The organism is Burkholderia sp. JP2-270 (genome assembly GCF_003233675.1).
Taxonomy (GTDB): Bacteria; Pseudomonadota; Gammaproteobacteria; order Burkholderiales; family Burkholderiaceae; genus Burkholderia; species Burkholderia pyrrocinia_C.
This window is the reverse complement of the sequence record NZ_CP029825.1, coordinates 1,884,149-1,902,056: the sequence shown is the minus strand read 5'-3', so window position 1 is coordinate 1,902,056 and position 17,908 is coordinate 1,884,149. Positions and strand designations below refer to the sequence as shown.

Sequence of the window (17,908 nt, the reverse complement as noted above, 5' to 3'; positions counted from 1 at the left end):
CGTCCTCTGGTTACCAGTGATGCGTCAAGCAGCTGTGTCTCGACGCGAGAAGTCTCGCCAACGGCGCTTCACGGTCAGCGCACCGTGACGGCGGTCATTTCCGCGCCGTCTTCGCTCATCACGTGCGTCGAGCACGCCATGCACGGATCGAACGAGTGCAGCGACCGCAGAATCTCGACGGGCTGCTCGGGGTTCGCCATCGGCGTGTTCATCAGGCTCGCCTCGAATGCGCCGATCTGGCCTTTCGCGTCGCGCGGGCCGCCGTTCCACGTGCTCGGAACGACGCACTGGTAATTCTCGATCCGCCCGTCCTTGATCCGGATCCAGTGACCAAGCGCGCCGCGCGGCGCAGCGACGGTGCCAACGCCCTTCGCCTCGGCCGGCCACGTCGAGGGATCCCACTTTTCGACGTTGGCGGTCGACGTGTCGCCGTTGCGAATGTTGTCGACGAGCCGCTGCCAGTCGTCCGCCATCATCTCGGCGCAGTATTCCGCCTCGAGTGCGCGCGCGAGCGTGCGGCCGATAGTGGTCGGCAGAAGCTGCTTCGCGCCGAGCGTCGTCTCGGGTAAGCCGAGGAGCTTCGGCATGTCGTGATTGACGGACTGGAGCGCCGCGTCGATCTGTGCCTTCATGCGGGCGCCGTGCGGGTTGCCCTGCTTCGCGTGCGCATAGCCAAGGATGTAGCGCGCGAGCGGCCCGACCTCCATTGCGTGTCCGCGCCAGCGCGGTGCCTTGACCCACGAGTACTTCGCGCCCTCGTCGACCGATTCGATCGCGGTGCGCGTGCCCTTCGTCTTCGGTCCCAGTTCGTAGTGCGGCTCGGTCATGCCGTCCCACGGATGAAGCCCGCGATCGTTGTCGGGATACTGGTACCAGGAATGGGTCACGAACTCCTGCACCTGTTCCGGATCGCGCGCGTCGACGGGCAAGATGGTGTCCCAGTCGCCATTCAGGATCGCGCCGCCCGGCATCTGGTTGGTACTCGGGTCGTAGTTGACGAGCGGATACGTGCCGTAGTCCATCACGTTGGTCGCCGCGAGGCCGCCGCCATGCATCCAGCCGCGTGCCTTGTAGATCGTGCCGATCGCGAGCAGGTCGGGTACGTAGACGTTCCGGCAGAACGTCTCCGCCTCCTCGATCCGCGCCCGAACAAAGTTCAGGCGCTCCATGTTGATCGGCGCGCCAGCGGCCAGGTCGCCGTCGATATTGATCGCGCACGGCACGCCGCCGACGAGGTAGTTCGGGTGCGGATTCTTCCCGCCGAAGATCGTGTGGATCTTGACCCATTCCTTTTGCAGATCGAGCGCCTCGAGGTAATGCGTCACGGCCATCAGGTTCGCCTCGGGCGGAAGCAGATAGGCCGGGTTTCCCCAGTAGCCGTTCATGAACGGCCCGAGCTGGCCGCTCTCGACGAATTTTCGCAGCCGGGTCTGGATGTCGCGGAAATAGCCGGGGGACGACAGAGGATGCGACGGCGAGACGCGCTGCTGGAGTTCGGACGTGAGCTTCGGATCTGCCTTGAGCGCCGACACGACGTCGACCCAGTCCAGCGCATGCAGGTGATAGAAATGCACCGCATGGTCATGCACCTGCAGCGTCTTGGCCATGATCTCGCGGATTAGGTGTGCGTTTGGCGGAATCCGGATGCCGAGCGCATCCTCGACCGCGCGAACCGACGCCAGCGCGTGGCAGCCGGTGCAGACGCCGCAGATGCGCTCGACGAATGCCCAGGCATCGCGCGGGTCGCGGCCCTTGAGAATCACTTCGAGTCCGCGCCACATGGTGCCGGTGGACACCGCGTTGCGGATCACGTTGTTCGAATCGACGTTCACCTCGACCCGCATGTGGCCTTCGATGCGGGTCACGGGATCGACAACGATCCGGCGTCCGCTGTTGTCGATCTGAAATCCTTGAGTGGAATAGGCTGCCATGCTGTGTATTTCCTGTGCGTGTATGGGCTGCGCGAGCGGGCGGCTAGCTGCCGTCGCGATCGCGTTTCGCGCTGACGCGCTGAATCGCCGATGCGGCAGCATGGGCGGCGGCGGCGGCTCCCACGACGGCGGCCGCGGTGGCGCCGACCTTGTCGGCATTTGCTTCGATGCCGAACTGGTTGATGTGGGTCAGGCGGTCGTAGAACGATCCCTTGTCCCAGAAGCCGTCCTCGGAGCAGCCGATGCAGCCATGTCCCGCCTGGATCGGGAAGCTCGTGCCGCCGTTCCAGCGCACGGTCGAGCAGGCGTTATAGGTCGTTGGGCCCTTGCAGCCAACCTTGTAGAGGCAGTAGCCGCGCCGCGCGGCATCGTCATCCCACGCCTCGACGAACTGTCCCGCATCGAAGTGCGGACGACGGTAGCATTTGTCGTGGATGCGCTGGCTGTAGAACATCTTCGGCCGCCCCTGGCGGTCCAGCTCCGGCACGCGGTCGAACGTGAGCATGTACGTGATGACGCCCGTCATCACTTCCGCGATCGGCGGGCAGCCCGGCACCTTGATGATCGGCTTGTCGGTGATGACCTTGTGGATCGGCACCGCCTGCGTCGGATTCGGCTTCGCGGCCTGCACGCAGCCCCACGATGCGCACGACCCCCACGAAATCACGGCCTTCGCATCCTTCGCCACGCGGCGCAGCTGATCGACGAACGGCTTGCCGCCGATGATGCAGCTCATCCCGTCTTGGTTCAGGGGCGGATTGCCCTCGACGGCGAGGATGTAGTTGCCCTTGTACTTCGTCATGACTTCATCGAGGATCGCCTCGGCCTGATGGCCGGCTGACGCCATCAACAGATCGTCATAATCGAGCGAGATCATGGATAGCACGACATCCTTCGCGAGCGGATGCGCCGAGCGGATGAACGATTCCGAGCAGCACGTGCATTCGAGGCCGTGCAGCCAGAGAACGGGCGTGCGGGGTTTGGTTTCCATCGCCTCGACGATCTTTGGCATGAAGGCCGGCCCCAGGCCGAGCGATGTGGCGGTCAACGAGCAGAACTTGAGGAAGCTGCGGCGCGAGATCCCTTGGCGGCGCATGACCTCATAAAACGTTTCAATCACGGTGCGGTTCCTTGATGGCCATCTGGCCGACAGCGCCGGCATGCGGGGCGATGCCGGAGCGGTGCCGGAGCGTCGGCTTCGGCGTGAGTATCGTGCTTAACAACAAGATCCGTGCCAGGCACGCGTGCCGGCCGTACGGACGTTGCCGCTCGATCCCATTGATCTGTATCAAAAGGGAAAACTCGTCGGCAGGCACGGGGCGGCTTCGGCGCGCGCCGCGTGGACAAGTAGTCACGGCGCATCCGGTTGAGCGACCAAATTGGCAACGGGTTGACCAGCGCCCCCGCATGGCTGGGCGGCGGGGCGCAACGCGAACCTCGGGGGCAACGCCATGCGGTACACGCGACGGGTTGCCCGTCGCGCTAACGGGAACGGAAGTTGCATGGGTCAGCGAATTTGCCGCGCTGCACGCGGCTCAGCAACGCGGCACAATGCCGGCCGCAGGTCCGCGCGCCACATCGCGGCAACGCAACAGTTTCGACCCAGACACGATGGATTTCCCAGCAAGCTGCTCCACCCCGCCTCGCCGACGCTCGCTCGGCACTCCCACACCGCCGTCACGCCACGGTGAACGCGCCGCGCCGCATCCGGCCGGCCGTCGACTGGCCCCGCGCCGCCGGCCGTCATGACCGCGCCCGTCCTGCCGGGAACCGGCGTCCGCGCGATCGGCGTGCGGGGCAAGCTCGTCGTCCTGTTCGCGGCGCTCGCGGCGTTCAACCTGGCCGCCTGGGCCTGGGCCGTCGCGCTGTTCGGCGGCCATCCGGCGCTGATGGGCGCGTGCGCGCTCGCGTACACGTTCGGCCTGCGTCATGCGGTGGACGCCGACCACATCGCCGCAATCGACAACGTGACGCGCAAGCTGATGCACGAAGGGCAGCGTCCGTTGACGGTCGGCCTGATGTTCTCGCTGGGGCATTCGTCCATCGTGATCATGGCATCGATCGCCATCACGGCGGCGGCCTTCGGGTTGCGCGACCGCCTCGCCGCGTTTCACGACATTGCGGGCACGGTCGGCACTCTTGTGTCGACGACGTTCCTGCTCGCGATCGCCGTCGCGAATCTGGTGACGCTGCATTCGGTCGTCCGCACGCTGCGCCGCGTAAAACGCGGCGAGCGATACGCCGACGCGCACGCCGACACGGCGCTGCACCACCACGGATTTCTCGCGCGCCTGTTGCGGCCGGTCCTGGTTCTCGTCACGAAAAGCTGGCACATGTACGTGCTGGGCGCGCTGTTCGGGCTGGGTTTCGACACGGCGACCGAGATCGGCGTGCTCGGGATCTCCGCGACGAGCGCGGCGCACGGCATGCCCGTCTGGTCGATCATGGTGTTCCCGGCGTTGTTTACCGCGAGCATGGCCCTTGTCGATACCGCCGACAGCGTGCTGATGCTCGGCGTATATGGCTGGGCCTTCCGCGAGCCGGTTCGCAAGCTTTACTACAACATCGGGATTACGGCGATGTCCGCGGCGGTCGCGCTGCTCGTCGGCTGCGTCGAGGGCTTCGCGCTGCTCGGCGACACGTTCGGCATGCGGGGCGCGCTCAGGGACCTGCTCGACACGTTGAACGCGCATCTCGGCGCGGCAGGCTACGCGATCATCGTGCTCTGCGCGGCAAGCTGGCTCGTCTGCGCCGCGATCTACCGGTGGAAGCGCGGGGGCGGGTTTGCACCGCTCGCCGAGCAGGACCACGGATAGTCATCGCGCATGGCCGCCGCCGAGGCGGCACGCGCGCGCAGGCGAATAGCGGCTTGCGCCGCGACTTTTAAGGAAATGCCTCGTTGATGCCAGAAAGAATCCCCCCGGCCCGCGCGCAAGGCGTGCTGGGCGTGCAGACTGGACCGGCGTCCAGCACCGGCGCCGCATGGGTCACGACGACGGCCGGGGCGCGCCGAGTCGCGCATGCCGGGCAGGAGCGTTTCGACCGCGTCAAGCAGTCCAGCGCCTACCCGGCCGCTGCACTGGATGCATGCCGCATTGCGCTCGACTTACCCGCCGACACGGCGCCGTCGCTCGTGGCGTGCGTCGATACGGGGCATACCGCCCCGCTCCCGCCGTATGCCGACAGCGTGCCGCAGCTACGCGTCGAACATGCGCTTTGCCACGCGGCCGCCGGATACTACTGCTCGCCGTTCGACGAGGCCGCGATCCTCGTCGTCGACGGCCACCGACGGGAACAAGGTACGACGCCGTCGTCGCAAAGCGTATGGATCGGCTGGAACGGACGCATCGAGCCCGTGATGCGCAGCGCCTCCTGCGGCATCGGCGCGCTATACGAGGCGGTCACGATCGCCATCGGCTTCGGCGCGCACGAAACCGGCAAGACGATGGGGCTGGCACCCTATGGCGACGACGCAGCCGCACCGGATCTCGCCGGCCGCTTCGAGGGCCTGGCCGTGGATTACAGCGCCTGCTGCGACCCGGACGGCACGCGGCTGTTCGGCATATCCCCGCTTCCGGCACCGGCGGACGCCACCCTGACGGCCCGCGCCGCGCTCGCCCGTGCGGCGCAGCGTGAATGCGAGCGAGCGATGCTCCATCTCGCGCGGATGGTGCGCGAGACAACCGGTATGCGCCGGCTGTGTCTCGCGGGCGAGGTGTCGCTCAACGGGCGGGCCAACGATCTCGTGTGGCGCGACGCCGGGTTCGACGCGGTGTTTGCCGGGCCGGCCGGCGCCGATTGCGGCACTGCGCTGGGCGCGGCACTCTGGGGATATCACGGCGTGCAGGGCGTGCCGTTCCGTCCCGGGCCGTTTTCTCCCTATGGCGGGCGGCCATACGGTGACGCGGACGTCGAGGCCGCGATCGCCGCGATGCCCGACCGGGCGCGCTACCGCCAGACACGCGGCACGGCCGACGAACTGGCTGAACGTGCGGCAAAGCTTCTTGCCGCAGGGCATTGCGTCGCGCTGCACGCTGGGCGCGCCGAGATGGGCCCGCGCGCGCTCGGCAACCGGTCGCTATTGATGAGTCCCGCGCACCCGCACGCCCGCGACCGGATGAATCTGCAGGTGAAGCGGCGCGAGGCATTCCGGCCATTCGCGCCATGTGTTCCGGTCGAGGACGCCGCGCGCTATTTCGCGCTCGACGCACCCAGCCCGTACATGCTTCGCATTTGCGCGGTACGGCCGCAGTGGCGCGAGCGCCTCGCCGCCATAACGCACGTCGACGGCACCGCGCGGCCCCAGACTGTTTCGCCGCACGACAATCCGGCCCTCCACCGGCTGCTGCGCGCGTTCGAACGCATGACCGGCATCGCCGTCCTGCTCAACACGTCCTTCAACGTCGCCGGCGAGCCGCTCGTCGAGGCGCCGGTCGACGCGTTGCGCGGCTTTGCGCGCCATGATATCGACGCGCTCTGGATCGGCGACCGGCTGCTTGAGAAAGACCAATGCGCGCTATCCGCACGCGGCTGACCGGCTTTCCGCCGCGCCCGGTAGCGACGCCACGGAACGAGCTCGTGACGTCGCCATCCGGTAGCTGAGTGCCCCCAATACGGCGACAACGATACGCTGGTGTCGACCGAACATTGCGCCGAAAGCCATCTTTTTGAAAAATTGATCGACTATTTCTCGTAGATCGATGCGGCGAACATTCTTCACTCATGAAATGCAGTTTTTGTCCAAAGACAACATATTGAGACTGCGGACATCTTTTCTGAGAGACAACAAAGCTGTGGGCTCTCAGAAAATTTGCCTTTTGAACCCTATACAAATCAATGACTTGGACAACTTTTGTGAGACGAGCCGCCCCGAGTCGTCTCAGAAAAGATGTCCCTGGGTCACAAAATTCTCAAAAAAGCTGCCTTTGGGAATTTCGCCCTCCGACATCGAGCAAGCTGCTCATTTCAGCCAGTTCGCCGCAATTTCGTGACGGCCCCCATGATGCTGAGGATGGAAGACCCAAGATTCGAACGGAACAAGGTTGACTCACCACACAACCGGAACCGGGGTGTTCCGTCATCGATGTTGTGGCTCAAAGGCCCGTGGATTGCTTGAACACGGCTGAAATGGAATTCGCTAAGCTCCGCGAGGCCGGCTAATGTGGCAAGATCGAATGGCTGTGCAAGCCGCTCCCGCATCGCCGCGAATACGCGGTGCAGCTTGAACGCCTGGAGTCCGCCTCGCAGGCGTTCCGCATCGATCTTGTAAGTCCGCGCTACATGTACAGCCAGCGCTTGTGCGATGCCCTGGATGAAAGGACCGCTCGCAGGATGCTGCTCGATCATCTCGGCGCGGATATGCTCCAGCAATGCCGATAGCGTTTCGTCGCGCTCGCCCGATACCTCGCGCATGGCGATGTTTTGCATCATCGAGACGCCGATATACACATGCATCACCGTGAACGGCGTGCCTGGCTCCGCCTTCCAGCGCATCTCGGTGGGCGTGGTCGCAGTGGTCAGGAAAAAGTCTCCTGCGACGACACGGTTGGCGAGCCACTCGCCGCCGGGCGGGCGCTCTTCGACGTCCGCTTCACCCGACAGTATCCATACAATGAGCGCCTCCGGTACTGCAGGAATAGTGATGTTTGCCTGTTCCTGACGCCGCGCCAGGATTTGAACGAACACATCCCCGGAGGACTGCGCGCGATGTTCCGCGAGCAGTCCTCCGGGGATGTGTTCTTCGAACGCCTCAGCGGATGTACGCGGAGTGGCGTTCATTGTCACCTCTTATCCCAATTTCAGGAGATTAACAGCTGGCAGCGGACCGCCAGGGAATTGTTGCAGATAACCGCCAACCTCCAGCCCACCCAAGTCGATGCTGGCAAAGCCTAGCTGGGCCGTTAATTCTGCCACTTCGACATTCGCATCGCTATGGTCACCCGAGATGAACACTACGCGGCGACCACCCGATTGGGCCGGGTCTTGCGCCAGAACGCTTGCGAGCAGGGTATTGAACGCTTTGACGACGCGGGCGCCTGGCGCCCATGCAGTGACCACCTGACTGGAGTTCTTGCCGTTCAATTCAGCCAGCTTGTAGCCTGGGAGGAGAACAGGGTTGGTGGCGTCGATCAGGATGCGGCCGTCCCAGTTCAGGCCCTTGAGCGCGGCCTCGGTGCGGCTCCAGTTAGTGCTGACGAAGACAATGTCGGCTTCTGCTGCTTGCTTCACCGTGCCGGCGCGGGCTTTGCCGCCAAGGCCGCTTACCACTTCAGCCAGCGTCTCAGGGCCACGGCTGTTACTGAGGATGACGTTGATGCCTGCTTTAACCAGTTGCTTGGCAAAGGCCTGGCCAATGGCGCCGGCGCCGATGATGCCTACGGTATTCGTTTTCATGATGAACTCCTGTATTTGAAAGATTCGATTTAAGCCAGTTGGCGAACAGCGGTGCGGCGGTTGTCGAAGCTGAAGGCGCCGGCGCCGAAGGCCACCACCTGCAGCAGGCCGCCGGCCATCGCGATATTTTTCAGCAGGTGGATCAGCTGGTTCTGGTCGCCAATCGCGTTATGGAAGGCCAGACCGGTGACGATGGAGAAGGCGGCCAGCAGCGCGGCGACCAGTCGGGTCTTGATGCCGAGCGCCAGCATCAGACCGCCGCCCAGTTCGACCGCGACCGCAGCCGCCAGGGCCAGCGGCGCAAACAGCAGTCCGGATGAGGCGATGTAGCCGATGGTGGCGGCCGGCGCCAGCAATTTGCCGACGCCGCTGAAAACGAAGATGGTGGCCAGCAGGACGCGGCCAATGGCTGGGGCGATAGTGGTGGTGTTTGCGGTTTTCATGGTGAGTCCTTTCGATTTAAAGTGAAATAAAAAACGACGGTGCTTACATCAAATTGGCGGCGCGCAGCTGGGCGCCGATGCGGCGGATTTCCCGCTCGCCTTGTTCCAGTGCTGCGGCGCTGGTGTGCACCGAGTAGTAGCCAGTGACCAGATCGTGCGGGTGCTTGGCTGCGGAACCCAGCACAAACTCGGTGGCCCCTTGGGCAAGAAGCTCAATGGCGCTGCTGCCTTCTTCGAAGATCGCCACTTCGCGCTGTACCGTGGTGCCGGCCGTGTGCAAGACGCCGGAAGCGACGGCGACCCAGCTCACGTCATGGTTGTCCGGCGGCGTGAAAGTCCAGCGTTCGCCGTCGCGCAGTTTCACGTGCAGGTAGTTGATCGGAGCACGCGGGCGGATCGGGCTGCTGACGCCGCCATAGCTGCCGATGATCACGCGCGCCGGTCCATGGCTGGGAACTTGCGCCGGCGCCACGTATTGGCTGCTTGCCGGGCCGTTCTCATCTTCCGCCGGCAGGGCCAGCCACAGCTGAAAACCGCGCACGTGCTGGCCAGGCGCTGCGCCGCCTTCATGCCAGACGCCGCCGCCTGCGCTCATCCATTCGACGCCGCCAGTTGGCAGTTGGCCTTGACTGCCGGTGGTTTCGCGGTACTCCAGCGCGCCGTCCATGACCACAGTGACGGTGGCGATGCCCGAGTGTGGGTGCATGCCCATCTTGCTTGCCGGCGTCTCAAGCTGGAACAGGTCGAGGAAGACGAAAGGCTTAATTATTTGGCCCAGGTCGCCAGGACTGACGAGGCGGTTGATGCCGCCGCGGGTGCTCCCTTTACTGCGATAACCGATGCTGCGTTGGACGGTTGAGTTCATTTCGTTGGCTCCGTTGTTTGTGTGCATGACCGAATCTTATTGATCGGCAATCCATCTGAATAGCCTATATAATTAGATTCCAAGTATCCAAGGAGGCGATGCATGCTTGACGGTATGTCTATGGACCAATTACGAACCTTCATTGCCGCTGCGGATGAGGGGAGCTTCTCGGCGGCTGGACGCAAGCTGCGGCGCGCACAGTCGGTGGTCAGCGCTACACTTGCCAATCTCGAGGCACAGGTGGGTTTTGCTTTGTTTGAGCGCACGGGGCGCTATCCGCAGTTGACTGAAGTGGGCCGTGCGTTGCTGGAGCAAGCAAGACTGGCCGCTGCGGGCATGGACGCATTTAAGGCGAAGGCACGGACCTTGGCGGAAGGGCTGGAACCCGAGCTGGCCGTGGCGGTCGACGTGATGTTTCCGATTGAGGATTTGACGGCGGCTGTGCACGCATTTCATCAGGAATTCCCCGGAACCCCACTGCGCTTGTATGTAGAGGCTTTGGGCGCGGTTTTGCAGCCCCTGTTGGCTGGCGATTGCAGGGTAGCCATTATCGGCTCGCTGCCCGAAATCCCGGCTGGCTGCGCGTCGGAGTTCCTACTGAGTGTGGGTGCCGTGGCGGTGGTAGCGCCAAGCCATCCCTTGGCGGCAATTGAGGGGCCTATCCTGCGCTCGGTGGCCGCGGAGCATGTGCAGCTGGTGCTGGCTGACCGATCTTCGCTAACTGCGGGCCGCAATTTCGGTGTCGTGTCTGCGAAGACCTGGCGGCTCGGCGACATGGGAGCCAAGCACGCATTCCTGCGAGCCGGGCTAGGCTGGGGATACATGCCATTACCGATGGTGGAGGAGGACCTGCGCAGCGGCAAGCTGGTAACGCTGAACCTGGAAATACAGCCAAACGTTGGGCCGGGCTTTTCCATGCATGCTGTGCATCTGATGGAACATCCACCCGGCCCAGCGGGCCGCTGGTTTGTGAACCGCTTGAAGGCCCAAGCAGGTTAGTACGGGCTGGCTGTCGGGCGCGCGACGATCTCGCTCACGTCGACATCGGCTGGCTGCTGGATGGCGAACTCGATAGCGCGTGCGATGGCATCCGGCTTAATGGAAATCTGCCGGAAACTACGCATCTCTTCGCGGCCTGCTGGATCGGAAATCGATTCAGCGAGTTCCGATTCCACTACGCCAGGCGAAACCAACGTCACACGGATGTCGGCGCCGACCTCCTGGCGCAAGCCTTCTGTAATAGCGGCGACCGCGAACTTCGTAGCGCAATAGACCGCTGCAGTCGGGCTGACGGTGTACGCGCCAATCGATGCCATGTTGATGACGCCGCCACAAGAAGCTATTGAAATGAAGAGCGCCCTGATGCTGATGCAAGCAGAACGCCGTTCCGAGTACGCAATGTAGTGGTTTCAGTGACGCTCGCGGTAAAGGACCATGCCGGCGTGATACAGCACGTCGTCGCGGAAATCGCCGTCGGCGACGAAACCGGTGTCGTCTTCGTAATCGATATGGTCGCCAGTTATCAGGTAATCGCCCTGATAAGCGCTTTGTTTGCTACCGCGTGCTTCGTCATACCGGCCGTTAGGAAGTAATTCATGGCGGATGTAGCCATCGGCCGTTACCCACATGCCTACATATTTGTTCTTTTCTTGAGTCATTTCATGCCTCTCCATATGTCAGGATTGATTGGCAGGGCGCCACGCTTGGGTATCGGTGTACTTGCCATCGGTTTCTTCAGATACCTCCTGCCAGGCGTCCAGGTCAGCGTCTACCTCGGCCAGTTTTTGTCGGCCGATCTGTAGAGCCGCACTTCCCGCTACAAAGCGCATTGGTGGCTCAGGGTGCTTGGCCAGCTGGATCATGGCGGCGGCTAACCTGACCGGGTCACCGGCCTGTTTGCCATTACGCTCCTCAAAAGTGGCGCGTGTTTTGTCGCGTGCCGCATCGTAGTCAGGCAAAGCCGAGCTGCCAACCTGTAGTGATTTAGTCGACAGGAAGTCAGTGCGGAATGGTCCGGGCGCGACTATCGTCACCTTGATGCCAAAGGGAGCCACTTCCGCAGCCAGAGATTCTGAAAAACCTTCCACGGCGAATTTGCTTGCGCAGTACAGTGAGCTGAATGCCGATCCCCGCATGCCCGCGAGTGAGGAAAGGTTAAAGATGCGCCCACTGCCTGCTGCACGCATTACCGGTAATACTGTGCGGGTAACGTCCATCAGGCCGAAAACATTGCTGTCGAATTGTGCTTTAACGTCTTCGGCAGTCGTTTCCTCAAAAAAGCCGAGATGGCCGTAGCCAGCATTGTTCACCAGTACATCGATGCGGCCGAAACGTTCAACCGCCGCATTCACCGCGGTAGTGATGGACCTCCGGTCATTGACGTCGAGTTGCTGTACCAGCAAGTGATTGTGCTCACCCAGGGCCTGTTGGACATGCGAAGGGTTGCGACCGGTGGCAACCACATTATCCCCGGCAGCCAATACCGCCTTAGCCATTTCCAATCCCAGGCCACGGCTTGCGCCGGTAATCAACCAAGTTTTTTTCATCATGATCTCCTTTCAGATGAGTTCATGATAGAAGCGAGGACTGCAGTCCGAAATGTGCATTCCTCGTCCGTGATTGCCTGTTTCTATAATTTAGTGTTACAACCCGACTTCGCTATAGTTGACTGGAATCCAAGTGTACCCAGTCCCTTTAGCGGCAACACGGCCGATACCTGGAAAACTAATGTGTGCCGCGCCGACCAGGTAGCCTTTAGCCGCGGCATCCGCCATGGCACTACGCCGTTGGGCCGCTGCCGCATCTTGGTCAACGTCGAACTGGATCGTAATGTCAGTGCGACTCGGCAATGCCCAAACCCCGCACTTCGACATTGGCGGAGCAGACCTGCTCGTCAAGGAAGTTATTGGCGCTCTTCCCGATGCGTCGTCGTGAATCCCGCCTCAGCGGTCAACTTGTCTTTGGGAACGGGGCACTCTGCCAAGCAACCGGTCCGCGAAGTTGTCGGCGAGGTGCGGTGTGCGGACGTCGGCTGTAGTAGCAGAACCGGCCTGTGTCGGTCTCAAGCGTTGAACGTCTGCATCGGGTCGGAAGCGGGCTTCCACGTGAGTCTGCTACCGGCGGTTTGAGACATATCGCTTCGCTCTTCGAATGTCGCATCTTGGCCGAAACTGTCATTGCGAGACTTGAATGGGTACATGCTCAAAGCGCGCCGTTCGTGTTTTGGGATTCAGAAGAAAACAGTCCCGGCAAAGCCGGGACATGCGCGCTCTCAATCAGTCTGCAAAGTCGGTGGCTTCGGACGATCCCCTCCAAGTGTCGAGATCCTTTGCGACGGCGCTCGCCTTCGCCGTCGCAAGTTCATTGGCGATCTTGCCAGCGAAAAGATGCAGCGGAGGCGCTTCGACAGCGGCGGCCTGGATGATCAGAAGGGCAAGCTTATCCGGGTCGCCCGCCTGATGGCCATGCAAGGTATCAAGATGCAGGTCCAGCGAAGCCTTCGCCTCCGCGTAGTCGTCGATCTGGCGCTTGGCTACCGCCAGGGCACCGTTCGACAGAAACTCCGTGCGCACAGGGCCCGGATACACCACCGTCGCGCGGATACCCAGCTCGGCAACTTCCGCCGCGAGGGATTCCGTCAGACCCGACAGCGCGAACTTGCTAGCGACGTAGCTGCCCCAACCCGCATACCCGCCCTGGTAGCCAACGATGGACGAGATGTTGATGATGTGTCCACTGCGCTGGCGGCGAAGCTGCGGCAGCGCATGGCGCAGGACAGCCATCGGCGCGAAGAAGTTGACCTCGAAATTGCCGCGCAGCTCCTCGTCTGACAACGCTTCGACAGTGCCTTGCTGGGCGTAGCCGGCGTTGTTCACGACTACATCGATTACGCCGAACCATTGCACGGTCTTCTCGATCGCCTGCTGTACACTGCGATCATTGGTCAGATCGACCTCCAAAGGTAGAAAGCGGTCGGATGCCTCACCGAACGTCTCTGTCAGCGAAGCGGCCGTTCGCGAGGTTGCCGCCACCCGATGGCCTTGCTCCAACAAATGCGTAACAAGTTTCTGACCTACGCCCTTCGATGCGCCGGTGATGAACCATGTGCGGGATGCCTGTTTCATGATGCGAATTCCTTGAGTCAGTAAAGAAGAATGAGTTACGGAGTGGTGTTCTTCAGGGCAGGGCCACGCTCATGCCACCGTCGGCCATGACCACGGCGCCGACGATAAAGCTGGCCCTCTCCGATGCGAGAAAGGCGATAACCTCCGCAATTTCCTTCGGCTGTGCTGCACGTCGGATTGGCGCCTTCTTGCCATGTTCGGCCAGGAACGCCTGGCCGTCGGCATGGATGTGGTTGGTAATGTTGGTGATGACATCGCCTGAGCCCACCGCATTGACGCGGATGCCGTGTTCGATGGCTTCCAGCGAGAGAGCCCGCGTCAACTGCGCCAGCGCGCCCTTCGACGCCGCATACGCTGCAATGAGCGGAAAAGCCTGATAGCAGGCGTAGGACCCCACGTTGACGATGGCACCCGTCTTTGCCGGCACCATGGCGCGCATGGCTTCTCGGGAGAACAGGAACGCGCCTGTGGCATTGACGGCCTGAATGCCATTCCAGTCTTCCAGCGACATATCCACCAGCGGCTTGTTAATGATGACCGCCGCGTTGTTGACCAGGATGTCGAGCTTGCCAAACCGCTCCATTGCGGTGGCAACGGCCTGCACGGCGCTGTCCTCTCGCGCCACATCGGCGACGATGGGAACGATGCCAGGTCGCGCCAGCGCTTCCACGTTGGCGCTGCGCCCAACGGCAATCACATTCGCACCTTCGGCGTGGAGCAGTTCCGTGGTGGCCAGGCCAATGCCGCTGGCTGCACCGGTAACGATAGCGACTTTCCCTGCAAAGGCGCCGCTTGCTGTGTTGCGTGTCGTCATGATGTTCTCCTGAGAGGGTTGCGTACTGAATGCTTGCTCGGCCGGATGGGTCAGAACGGGCTGGCGGTTGGTCGTACCACGATCTCACTGACGTCGACTTCGGCCGGCTGCTCCACCGCGTATGCAATGGCGCGAGCGATGGCGTCCGGCGTAATGGCGATGCGACGGAACTCCTGCATCGCACTACGCGCGGTGTCGTCAGAGATCGAGTCGGCCAGTTCGGATTCCACGACGCCGGGGCAAATCACCGTCACGCGAATCTTGTCGGTCTCCTGGCGCAGCCCATCGGAGATGGCACGCACGGCGAACTTGGTAGCGCAGTAAACCGCGGCAGTGGGCGACACGGAAAGTCCGCCAATCGAGGAAATATTGATGATCTGGCCCAGCCCTTGCGCTTCCATCGTCGGCAGCACGGCGGCAATGCCATGCAGCACGCCACGAATGTTCACGTCGATCATCCGGTTCCATTCGCCGACCTTCAGAGCGTTGAGGGGTGAAAGCGGCATCACGCCCGCGTTGTTGATCAGGACGTCGATGCGACCGAAGGCATCGAGCGCGAACCGTGCGAATGCCGCCACATCATCGGCCGAGGTCACGTCGAGCTCGCGGTAACGAACGATGCCGCCAGACGCTTGAATCGACGCCGTCAACTCGGCAAGCCTGTCGGTCCGTCGTGCGCCGATCACGAGCCGGTGTCCTTGCGCGGCGAGCAGGCGAGCGGCGCCCTCGCCGATGCCGCTGCTTGCGCCGGTGATCAGAATGACTTTCGATTCGTTGGGTACGTTTGCCATGTTGCATACTCCTATCGTTGATTCGGATCTGGCCGCATAGGTCGCCGCTTGAATTGGGACGCCTTGCAGTCACGTTTCGGCCTTCAATGAAGCGGTATGGTTTGTCGGCCGGTGAGTGAATGATAGGGATGACCTGCCTGTTGGCGAATACACGGACCGATGCCGTTATTGCCTATTCCTATCGAATGGGCTGGCGCAGCGGGAGAGGCGCGGCTAGAATGGCGTCTGTAGGCAAACAACAGGAGACTGCGGTGTCGAAGGTCCGCTCCCCCGCTTCCGCCAAGATGGTTCGTCTGATCGAGAAACTGGCGCCCAATGAGGGCTACACACAGTCGACGCTCGACAGCGTTCGGCTGATGCGCTCAGACCGCCCCCTCGGACGCACACCGGTGTTGTACGAGCCGAGCATCGTGATCGTGTGCCAGGGCCGCAAGCTGGGCTTCCTGGGCAATGAGGTCTATGTCTACGACGCACAGCACTATCTGGTGCTGTCCGTACCGTTGCCGTTTTCCACGGAAACTCAGGCTTCGCCAGAAGAACCCATGTTGGCGGTGTCCATCCGTCTGGACCTCGTCGAACTCAGCGAGCTGATCACGCAGATCGGTGCAGCAGGACATCTGCCTGAAGAGCCGCCAAACGGCATGGTATCTACGCAGCTAGACGAGAATCTGGCTGGCGCAACCGTCAGGCTGCTGGATGCATTGACGGTGCCAATGGATGCCCAGATTCTGGGTCCAGGCCTTGTGCGGGAGATTTGCTACCGCGTGTTGACGGGGGCACAGGGCGGCGCAATGCGTGCTGCTCTTGCCCACCACGGGCGCTTCGGCCGCGTCGCGAGAGCGCTGAAGCGCATCCATACGGACTATGCGGCACCCCTCAATGTGACACGCCTGGCTGAAGAAGCCGGCATGAGCGTGCCAGCCTTTCACGCCAACTTTCGCATGGTGACCCAGACTTCGCCAATCCAGTACATCAAGTCGACCCGCCTTCATCAAGCGCGCCTGATGATGATTCGCGACGGCGTCACCGCTGCGGCAGCAGCGGGACGCGTCGGCTACGAGAGCACTTCACAGTTCAGCAGGGAGTTCAAGCGGCTTTTCGGGCGAACGCCGGTGGAAGAGGCACGCGACATGCGTGAGTCCTTCACTCTCTCGCCGGCGGTGCGATTTGTCGCTTAGGTGCGCGCTACTGGGCCACGTCAACAACGATCTTGCCTCTTACGTGGCCGCCCCTGCTGTGGTCAAGCGCCTTGCCGACGCCCGAAAGCCCGTAGACCGAATCGATATGGGTGCGCAGATGGCCCGACGCATGGAGCGCTGCCAGGTGCTCAAGCTGCATCGCGTCGCTACGCGTGGCGAAGTGTCTGCCGTTCGCCTGTGCAGCTTTGGCCCGGGCTGCATCGGGTCTGGCGACCGTCGAAACCAACGTGCCGCCCGGTTTCAGTACGGACCATGATTTCTCCTGGGTTTCGCCGCCGATCAAATCCAGCACAAGATCTAATGTCGAGACACGCTCGGCGAAATCCTCCGTGCGGTAATCAATGAAGGCATCAGCGCCCAGGCTTTCCACGTATTCGCGACTCAGGGCCGAGCCCGTGCCAATCACGTGGGCACCGGCCAGTTTGGCAAGCTGCACGGCTGCACTGCCGACGCCGCCTGCCGCACCGTGAATCAGGACAGATTGACCAGCTCGCAAGACCCCGTGCTCGTGGAGCGCCTGCCATGCCGTCAACGTCGCCGCGGGAGTCACAGCGGCGTCCGCGAACGCCAGGGATGCGGGCTTGCGTGCCAGCCGGGTTGCCTCAACCACGGCGCGCGTGGCGAAGGCGCCGACAATGCCGATGAATCCCATCACCTCATCCCCCGGCTTCAGCGTGTTCACGTTGCGCCCGACGGCGATGACAGTCCCTGCTGCGTCCACGCCCGGCGTGAACGGCAACGGCAGTGGGATGAAAGCCTGCATGGCGCCGCTTACGATTTTCCAGTCGATGGGATTGACTGACGCGGCGGCAACGTCGATCAAGACTTCGTTGTCGCCCGGTACGGGGTCGTCCGCCTCGACCAGCGTCATGCCAAAGGGGCTGCCGTAGGCAGTCACTTGGATTGCTTTCATCAGATGCTCCTGGAAGAGACGCCCACTACAGGGGCGTCAAGGGCAATCGCTGCCTGAACCGGGTCGAAATACTCGCGAAGATGCACGATGCGACCGTCACGGGCAGTCAGAAAAACGACATACTCCTGGCGGTAGGTGCGGCCGGTCGCCGCAATCAGGCCCTCTCCACGCACCCGTGCAATCGCATGCTGCGGGTCGTCCGTCGCAGTCACGATGGCGTCGGAGAAGCGAAAGTTCTTGACCGCCCCCACGAACCAGCTTGCATGCCGCAGAACAGATTCGCGACCTTCGAGTTTCAGCGGATGACCCAGGCTGGGTGCGTACGGCAGATCCCAGACGATGCTGTCGGCGATCAATCCCTGCCATTGCTCTGGCTCGTCGACAAGAAACTGGAGGTGTTGCTCCAGCAGCGTTGTTGCGATGCTCATGATGTCT

At 62.5% G+C, this 17,908-nt stretch carries 17 protein-coding genes and 1 pseudogene; 4 read left to right on the top strand and 14 right to left on the bottom strand.

Annotated elements, in window-relative coordinates; genetic code table 11:
- Positions 1-74: 74 nt before the first annotated feature.
- Complete coding sequence (locus DM992_RS26490; protein WP_111019295.1) at positions 75-1,931, bottom strand: nickel-dependent hydrogenase large subunit; 1,857 nt, start codon at positions 1,929-1,931, stop codon at positions 75-77.
- Positions 1,932-1,974: 43 nt separating this feature from the next.
- The gene (locus tag DM992_RS26485) at positions 1,975-3,093 is read right to left on the bottom strand and encodes a hydrogenase small subunit (RefSeq protein WP_204356126.1); all 1,119 of its coding nucleotides are present in this window, start codon (positions 3,091-3,093) and stop codon (positions 1,975-1,977) included.
- A 583-nt stretch (positions 3,094-3,676) separates the two neighbouring features.
- Here DM992_RS26485 and DM992_RS26475 point away from each other — a divergent pair.
- Both DM992_RS26475 and DM992_RS26470 read left to right on the top strand, forming a co-directional pair.
- Positions 3,677-4,747 carry a HoxN/HupN/NixA family nickel/cobalt transporter gene (locus DM992_RS26475; RefSeq protein WP_111019293.1) on the top strand — a complete coding sequence of 357 codons (1,071 nt, stop codon included), beginning with the start codon at positions 3,677-3,679 and terminating at the stop codon, positions 4,745-4,747.
- Between the two features lie 122 nt (positions 4,748-4,869).
- The gene (locus tag DM992_RS26470; protein ID WP_239511351.1) at positions 4,870-6,465 is read left to right on the top strand and encodes a carbamoyltransferase C-terminal domain-containing protein; all 1,596 of its coding nucleotides are present in this window, start codon (positions 4,870-4,872) and stop codon (positions 6,463-6,465) included.
- Between the two features lie 431 nt (positions 6,466-6,896).
- Here the strand turns inward: DM992_RS26470 and DM992_RS26465 are convergent, their stop codons facing one another.
- Genes DM992_RS26465 through DM992_RS26450 form a run of 4 tightly spaced genes read right to left on the bottom strand, consistent with a single transcriptional unit; the run spans position 6,897 to position 9,632 of the window.
- Positions 6,897-7,709 carry an AraC family transcriptional regulator gene (locus DM992_RS26465; RefSeq protein WP_204356125.1) on the bottom strand — a complete coding sequence of 271 codons (813 nt, stop codon included), beginning with the start codon at positions 7,707-7,709 and terminating at the stop codon, positions 6,897-6,899.
- 9 nt (positions 7,710-7,718) lie between these two features.
- Positions 7,719-8,324: an NAD(P)-binding domain-containing protein gene (locus DM992_RS26460; protein WP_111019291.1), complete on the bottom strand. Its 606-nt coding sequence runs from the start codon at positions 8,322-8,324 to the stop codon at positions 7,719-7,721.
- Between the two features lie 29 nt (positions 8,325-8,353).
- Positions 8,354-8,767: a DoxX family protein gene (locus DM992_RS26455; RefSeq protein WP_111019290.1), complete on the bottom strand. Its 414-nt coding sequence runs from the start codon at positions 8,765-8,767 to the stop codon at positions 8,354-8,356.
- Positions 8,768-8,810: 43 nt separating this feature from the next.
- Positions 8,811-9,632, bottom strand: coding sequence for a pirin family protein (locus tag DM992_RS26450; protein WP_111019289.1), 822 nt, complete (start codon positions 9,630-9,632; stop codon positions 8,811-8,813).
- A gap of 102 nt (positions 9,633-9,734) precedes the next feature.
- Here DM992_RS26450 and DM992_RS26445 point away from each other — a divergent pair, with 102 nt between their 5' ends.
- Positions 9,735-10,631, top strand: a complete 897-nt coding sequence (locus DM992_RS26445) for a LysR family transcriptional regulator (RefSeq protein ID WP_111019288.1) — start codon at positions 9,735-9,737, stop codon at positions 10,629-10,631.
- Here the strand turns inward: DM992_RS26445 and DM992_RS26440 are convergent.
- From DM992_RS26440 to DM992_RS26415, 6 genes and pseudogenes are all read right to left on the bottom strand, one after another.
- Positions 10,628-10,957 (bottom strand): annotated as a pseudogene (locus tag DM992_RS26440) (SDR family NAD(P)-dependent oxidoreductase); the annotation flags it as partial. The gene DM992_RS26445 and the pseudogene DM992_RS26440 sit on opposite strands and share 4 nt — an antisense overlap.
- Before the next feature lie 84 nt (positions 10,958-11,041).
- On the bottom strand, positions 11,042-11,290 hold the full coding sequence (locus DM992_RS26435) for an Atu4866 domain-containing protein (protein ID WP_111020399.1): 249 nt from the start codon (positions 11,288-11,290) through the stop codon (positions 11,042-11,044).
- An 18-nt stretch (positions 11,291-11,308) separates the two neighbouring features.
- Positions 11,309-12,181 carry an oxidoreductase gene (locus tag DM992_RS26430; protein ID WP_239511350.1) on the bottom strand — a complete coding sequence of 291 codons (873 nt, stop codon included), beginning with the start codon at positions 12,179-12,181 and terminating at the stop codon, positions 11,309-11,311.
- A gap of 726 nt (positions 12,182-12,907) precedes the next feature.
- Positions 12,908-13,756: an SDR family oxidoreductase gene (locus tag DM992_RS26425; RefSeq protein ID WP_111019287.1), complete on the bottom strand. Its 849-nt coding sequence runs from the start codon at positions 13,754-13,756 to the stop codon at positions 12,908-12,910.
- 52 nt (positions 13,757-13,808) lie between these two features.
- Positions 13,809-14,570: an SDR family oxidoreductase gene (locus DM992_RS26420; RefSeq protein ID WP_111019286.1), complete on the bottom strand. Its 762-nt coding sequence runs from the start codon at positions 14,568-14,570 to the stop codon at positions 13,809-13,811.
- A 50-nt stretch (positions 14,571-14,620) separates the two neighbouring features.
- Positions 14,621-15,361, bottom strand: coding sequence for an SDR family oxidoreductase (locus DM992_RS26415; protein ID WP_111019285.1), 741 nt, complete (start codon positions 15,359-15,361; stop codon positions 14,621-14,623).
- A 284-nt stretch (positions 15,362-15,645) separates the two neighbouring features.
- Between DM992_RS26415 and DM992_RS26410 the strand changes: the two genes are divergently transcribed.
- Positions 15,646-16,539 carry an AraC family transcriptional regulator gene (locus tag DM992_RS26410; protein ID WP_111020397.1) on the top strand — a complete coding sequence of 298 codons (894 nt, stop codon included), beginning with the start codon at positions 15,646-15,648 and terminating at the stop codon, positions 16,537-16,539.
- A 7-nt stretch (positions 16,540-16,546) separates the two neighbouring features.
- Here DM992_RS26410 and DM992_RS26405 read toward each other — a convergent pair whose 3' ends face one another.
- Together DM992_RS26405 and DM992_RS26400 are read right to left on the bottom strand one after the other, a co-directional pair.
- On the bottom strand, positions 16,547-17,473 hold the full coding sequence (locus tag DM992_RS26405; protein WP_111019284.1) for an NADP-dependent oxidoreductase: 927 nt from the start codon (positions 17,471-17,473) through the stop codon (positions 16,547-16,549).
- Positions 17,473-17,901, bottom strand: coding sequence for a nuclear transport factor 2 family protein (locus DM992_RS26400; RefSeq protein WP_111019283.1), 429 nt, complete (start codon positions 17,899-17,901; stop codon positions 17,473-17,475). The genes DM992_RS26405 and DM992_RS26400 overlap by 1 nt, the downstream gene beginning before the upstream one ends.
- Positions 17,902-17,908: the final 7 nt, after the last annotated feature.

Excerpts from the sequence above, each read along its gene's own strand:
- DM992_RS26490 (WP_111019295.1), bottom strand. The coding sequence starts at position 1,931 with ATGGCAGCCTATTCCACTCAAGGATTTCAGATCGACAACAGCGGACGC.
- DM992_RS26485 (WP_204356126.1), bottom strand. The coding sequence starts at position 3,093 with ATGCCGGCGCTGTCGGCCAGATGGCCATCAAGGAACCGCACCGTGATT.
- DM992_RS26475 (WP_111019293.1), top strand. The coding sequence starts at position 3,677 with ATGACCGCGCCCGTCCTGCCGGGAACCGGCGTCCGCGCGATCGGCGTG.
- DM992_RS26465 (WP_204356125.1), bottom strand. The coding sequence starts at position 7,709 with ATGAACGCCACTCCGCGTACATCCGCTGAGGCGTTCGAAGAACACATC.
- DM992_RS26460 (WP_111019291.1), bottom strand. The coding sequence starts at position 8,324 with ATGAAAACGAATACCGTAGGCATCATCGGCGCCGGCGCCATTGGCCAG.
- DM992_RS26455 (WP_111019290.1), bottom strand. The coding sequence starts at position 8,767 with ATGAAAACCGCAAACACCACCACTATCGCCCCAGCCATTGGCCGCGTC.
- DM992_RS26450 (WP_111019289.1), bottom strand. The coding sequence starts at position 9,632 with ATGAACTCAACCGTCCAACGCAGCATCGGTTATCGCAGTAAAGGGAGC.
- DM992_RS26445 (WP_111019288.1), top strand. The coding sequence starts at position 9,735 with ATGCTTGACGGTATGTCTATGGACCAATTACGAACCTTCATTGCCGCT.
- DM992_RS26435 (WP_111020399.1), bottom strand. The coding sequence starts at position 11,290 with ATGACTCAAGAAAAGAACAAATATGTAGGCATGTGGGTAACGGCCGAT.
- DM992_RS26430 (WP_239511350.1), bottom strand. The coding sequence starts at position 12,181 with ATGATGAAAAAAACTTGGTTGATTACCGGCGCAAGCCGTGGCCTGGGA.
- DM992_RS26425 (WP_111019287.1), bottom strand. The coding sequence starts at position 13,756 with ATGAAACAGGCATCCCGCACATGGTTCATCACCGGCGCATCGAAGGGC.
- DM992_RS26420 (WP_111019286.1), bottom strand. The coding sequence starts at position 14,570 with ATGACGACACGCAACACAGCAAGCGGCGCCTTTGCAGGGAAAGTCGCT.
- DM992_RS26415 (WP_111019285.1), bottom strand. The coding sequence starts at position 15,361 with ATGGCAAACGTACCCAACGAATCGAAAGTCATTCTGATCACCGGCGCA.
- DM992_RS26410 (WP_111020397.1), top strand. The coding sequence starts at position 15,646 with ATGGTTCGTCTGATCGAGAAACTGGCGCCCAATGAGGGCTACACACAG.
- DM992_RS26405 (WP_111019284.1), bottom strand. The coding sequence starts at position 17,473 with ATGAAAGCAATCCAAGTGACTGCCTACGGCAGCCCCTTTGGCATGACG.
- DM992_RS26400 (WP_111019283.1), bottom strand. The coding sequence starts at position 17,901 with ATGAGCATCGCAACAACGCTGCTGGAGCAACACCTCCAGTTTCTTGTC.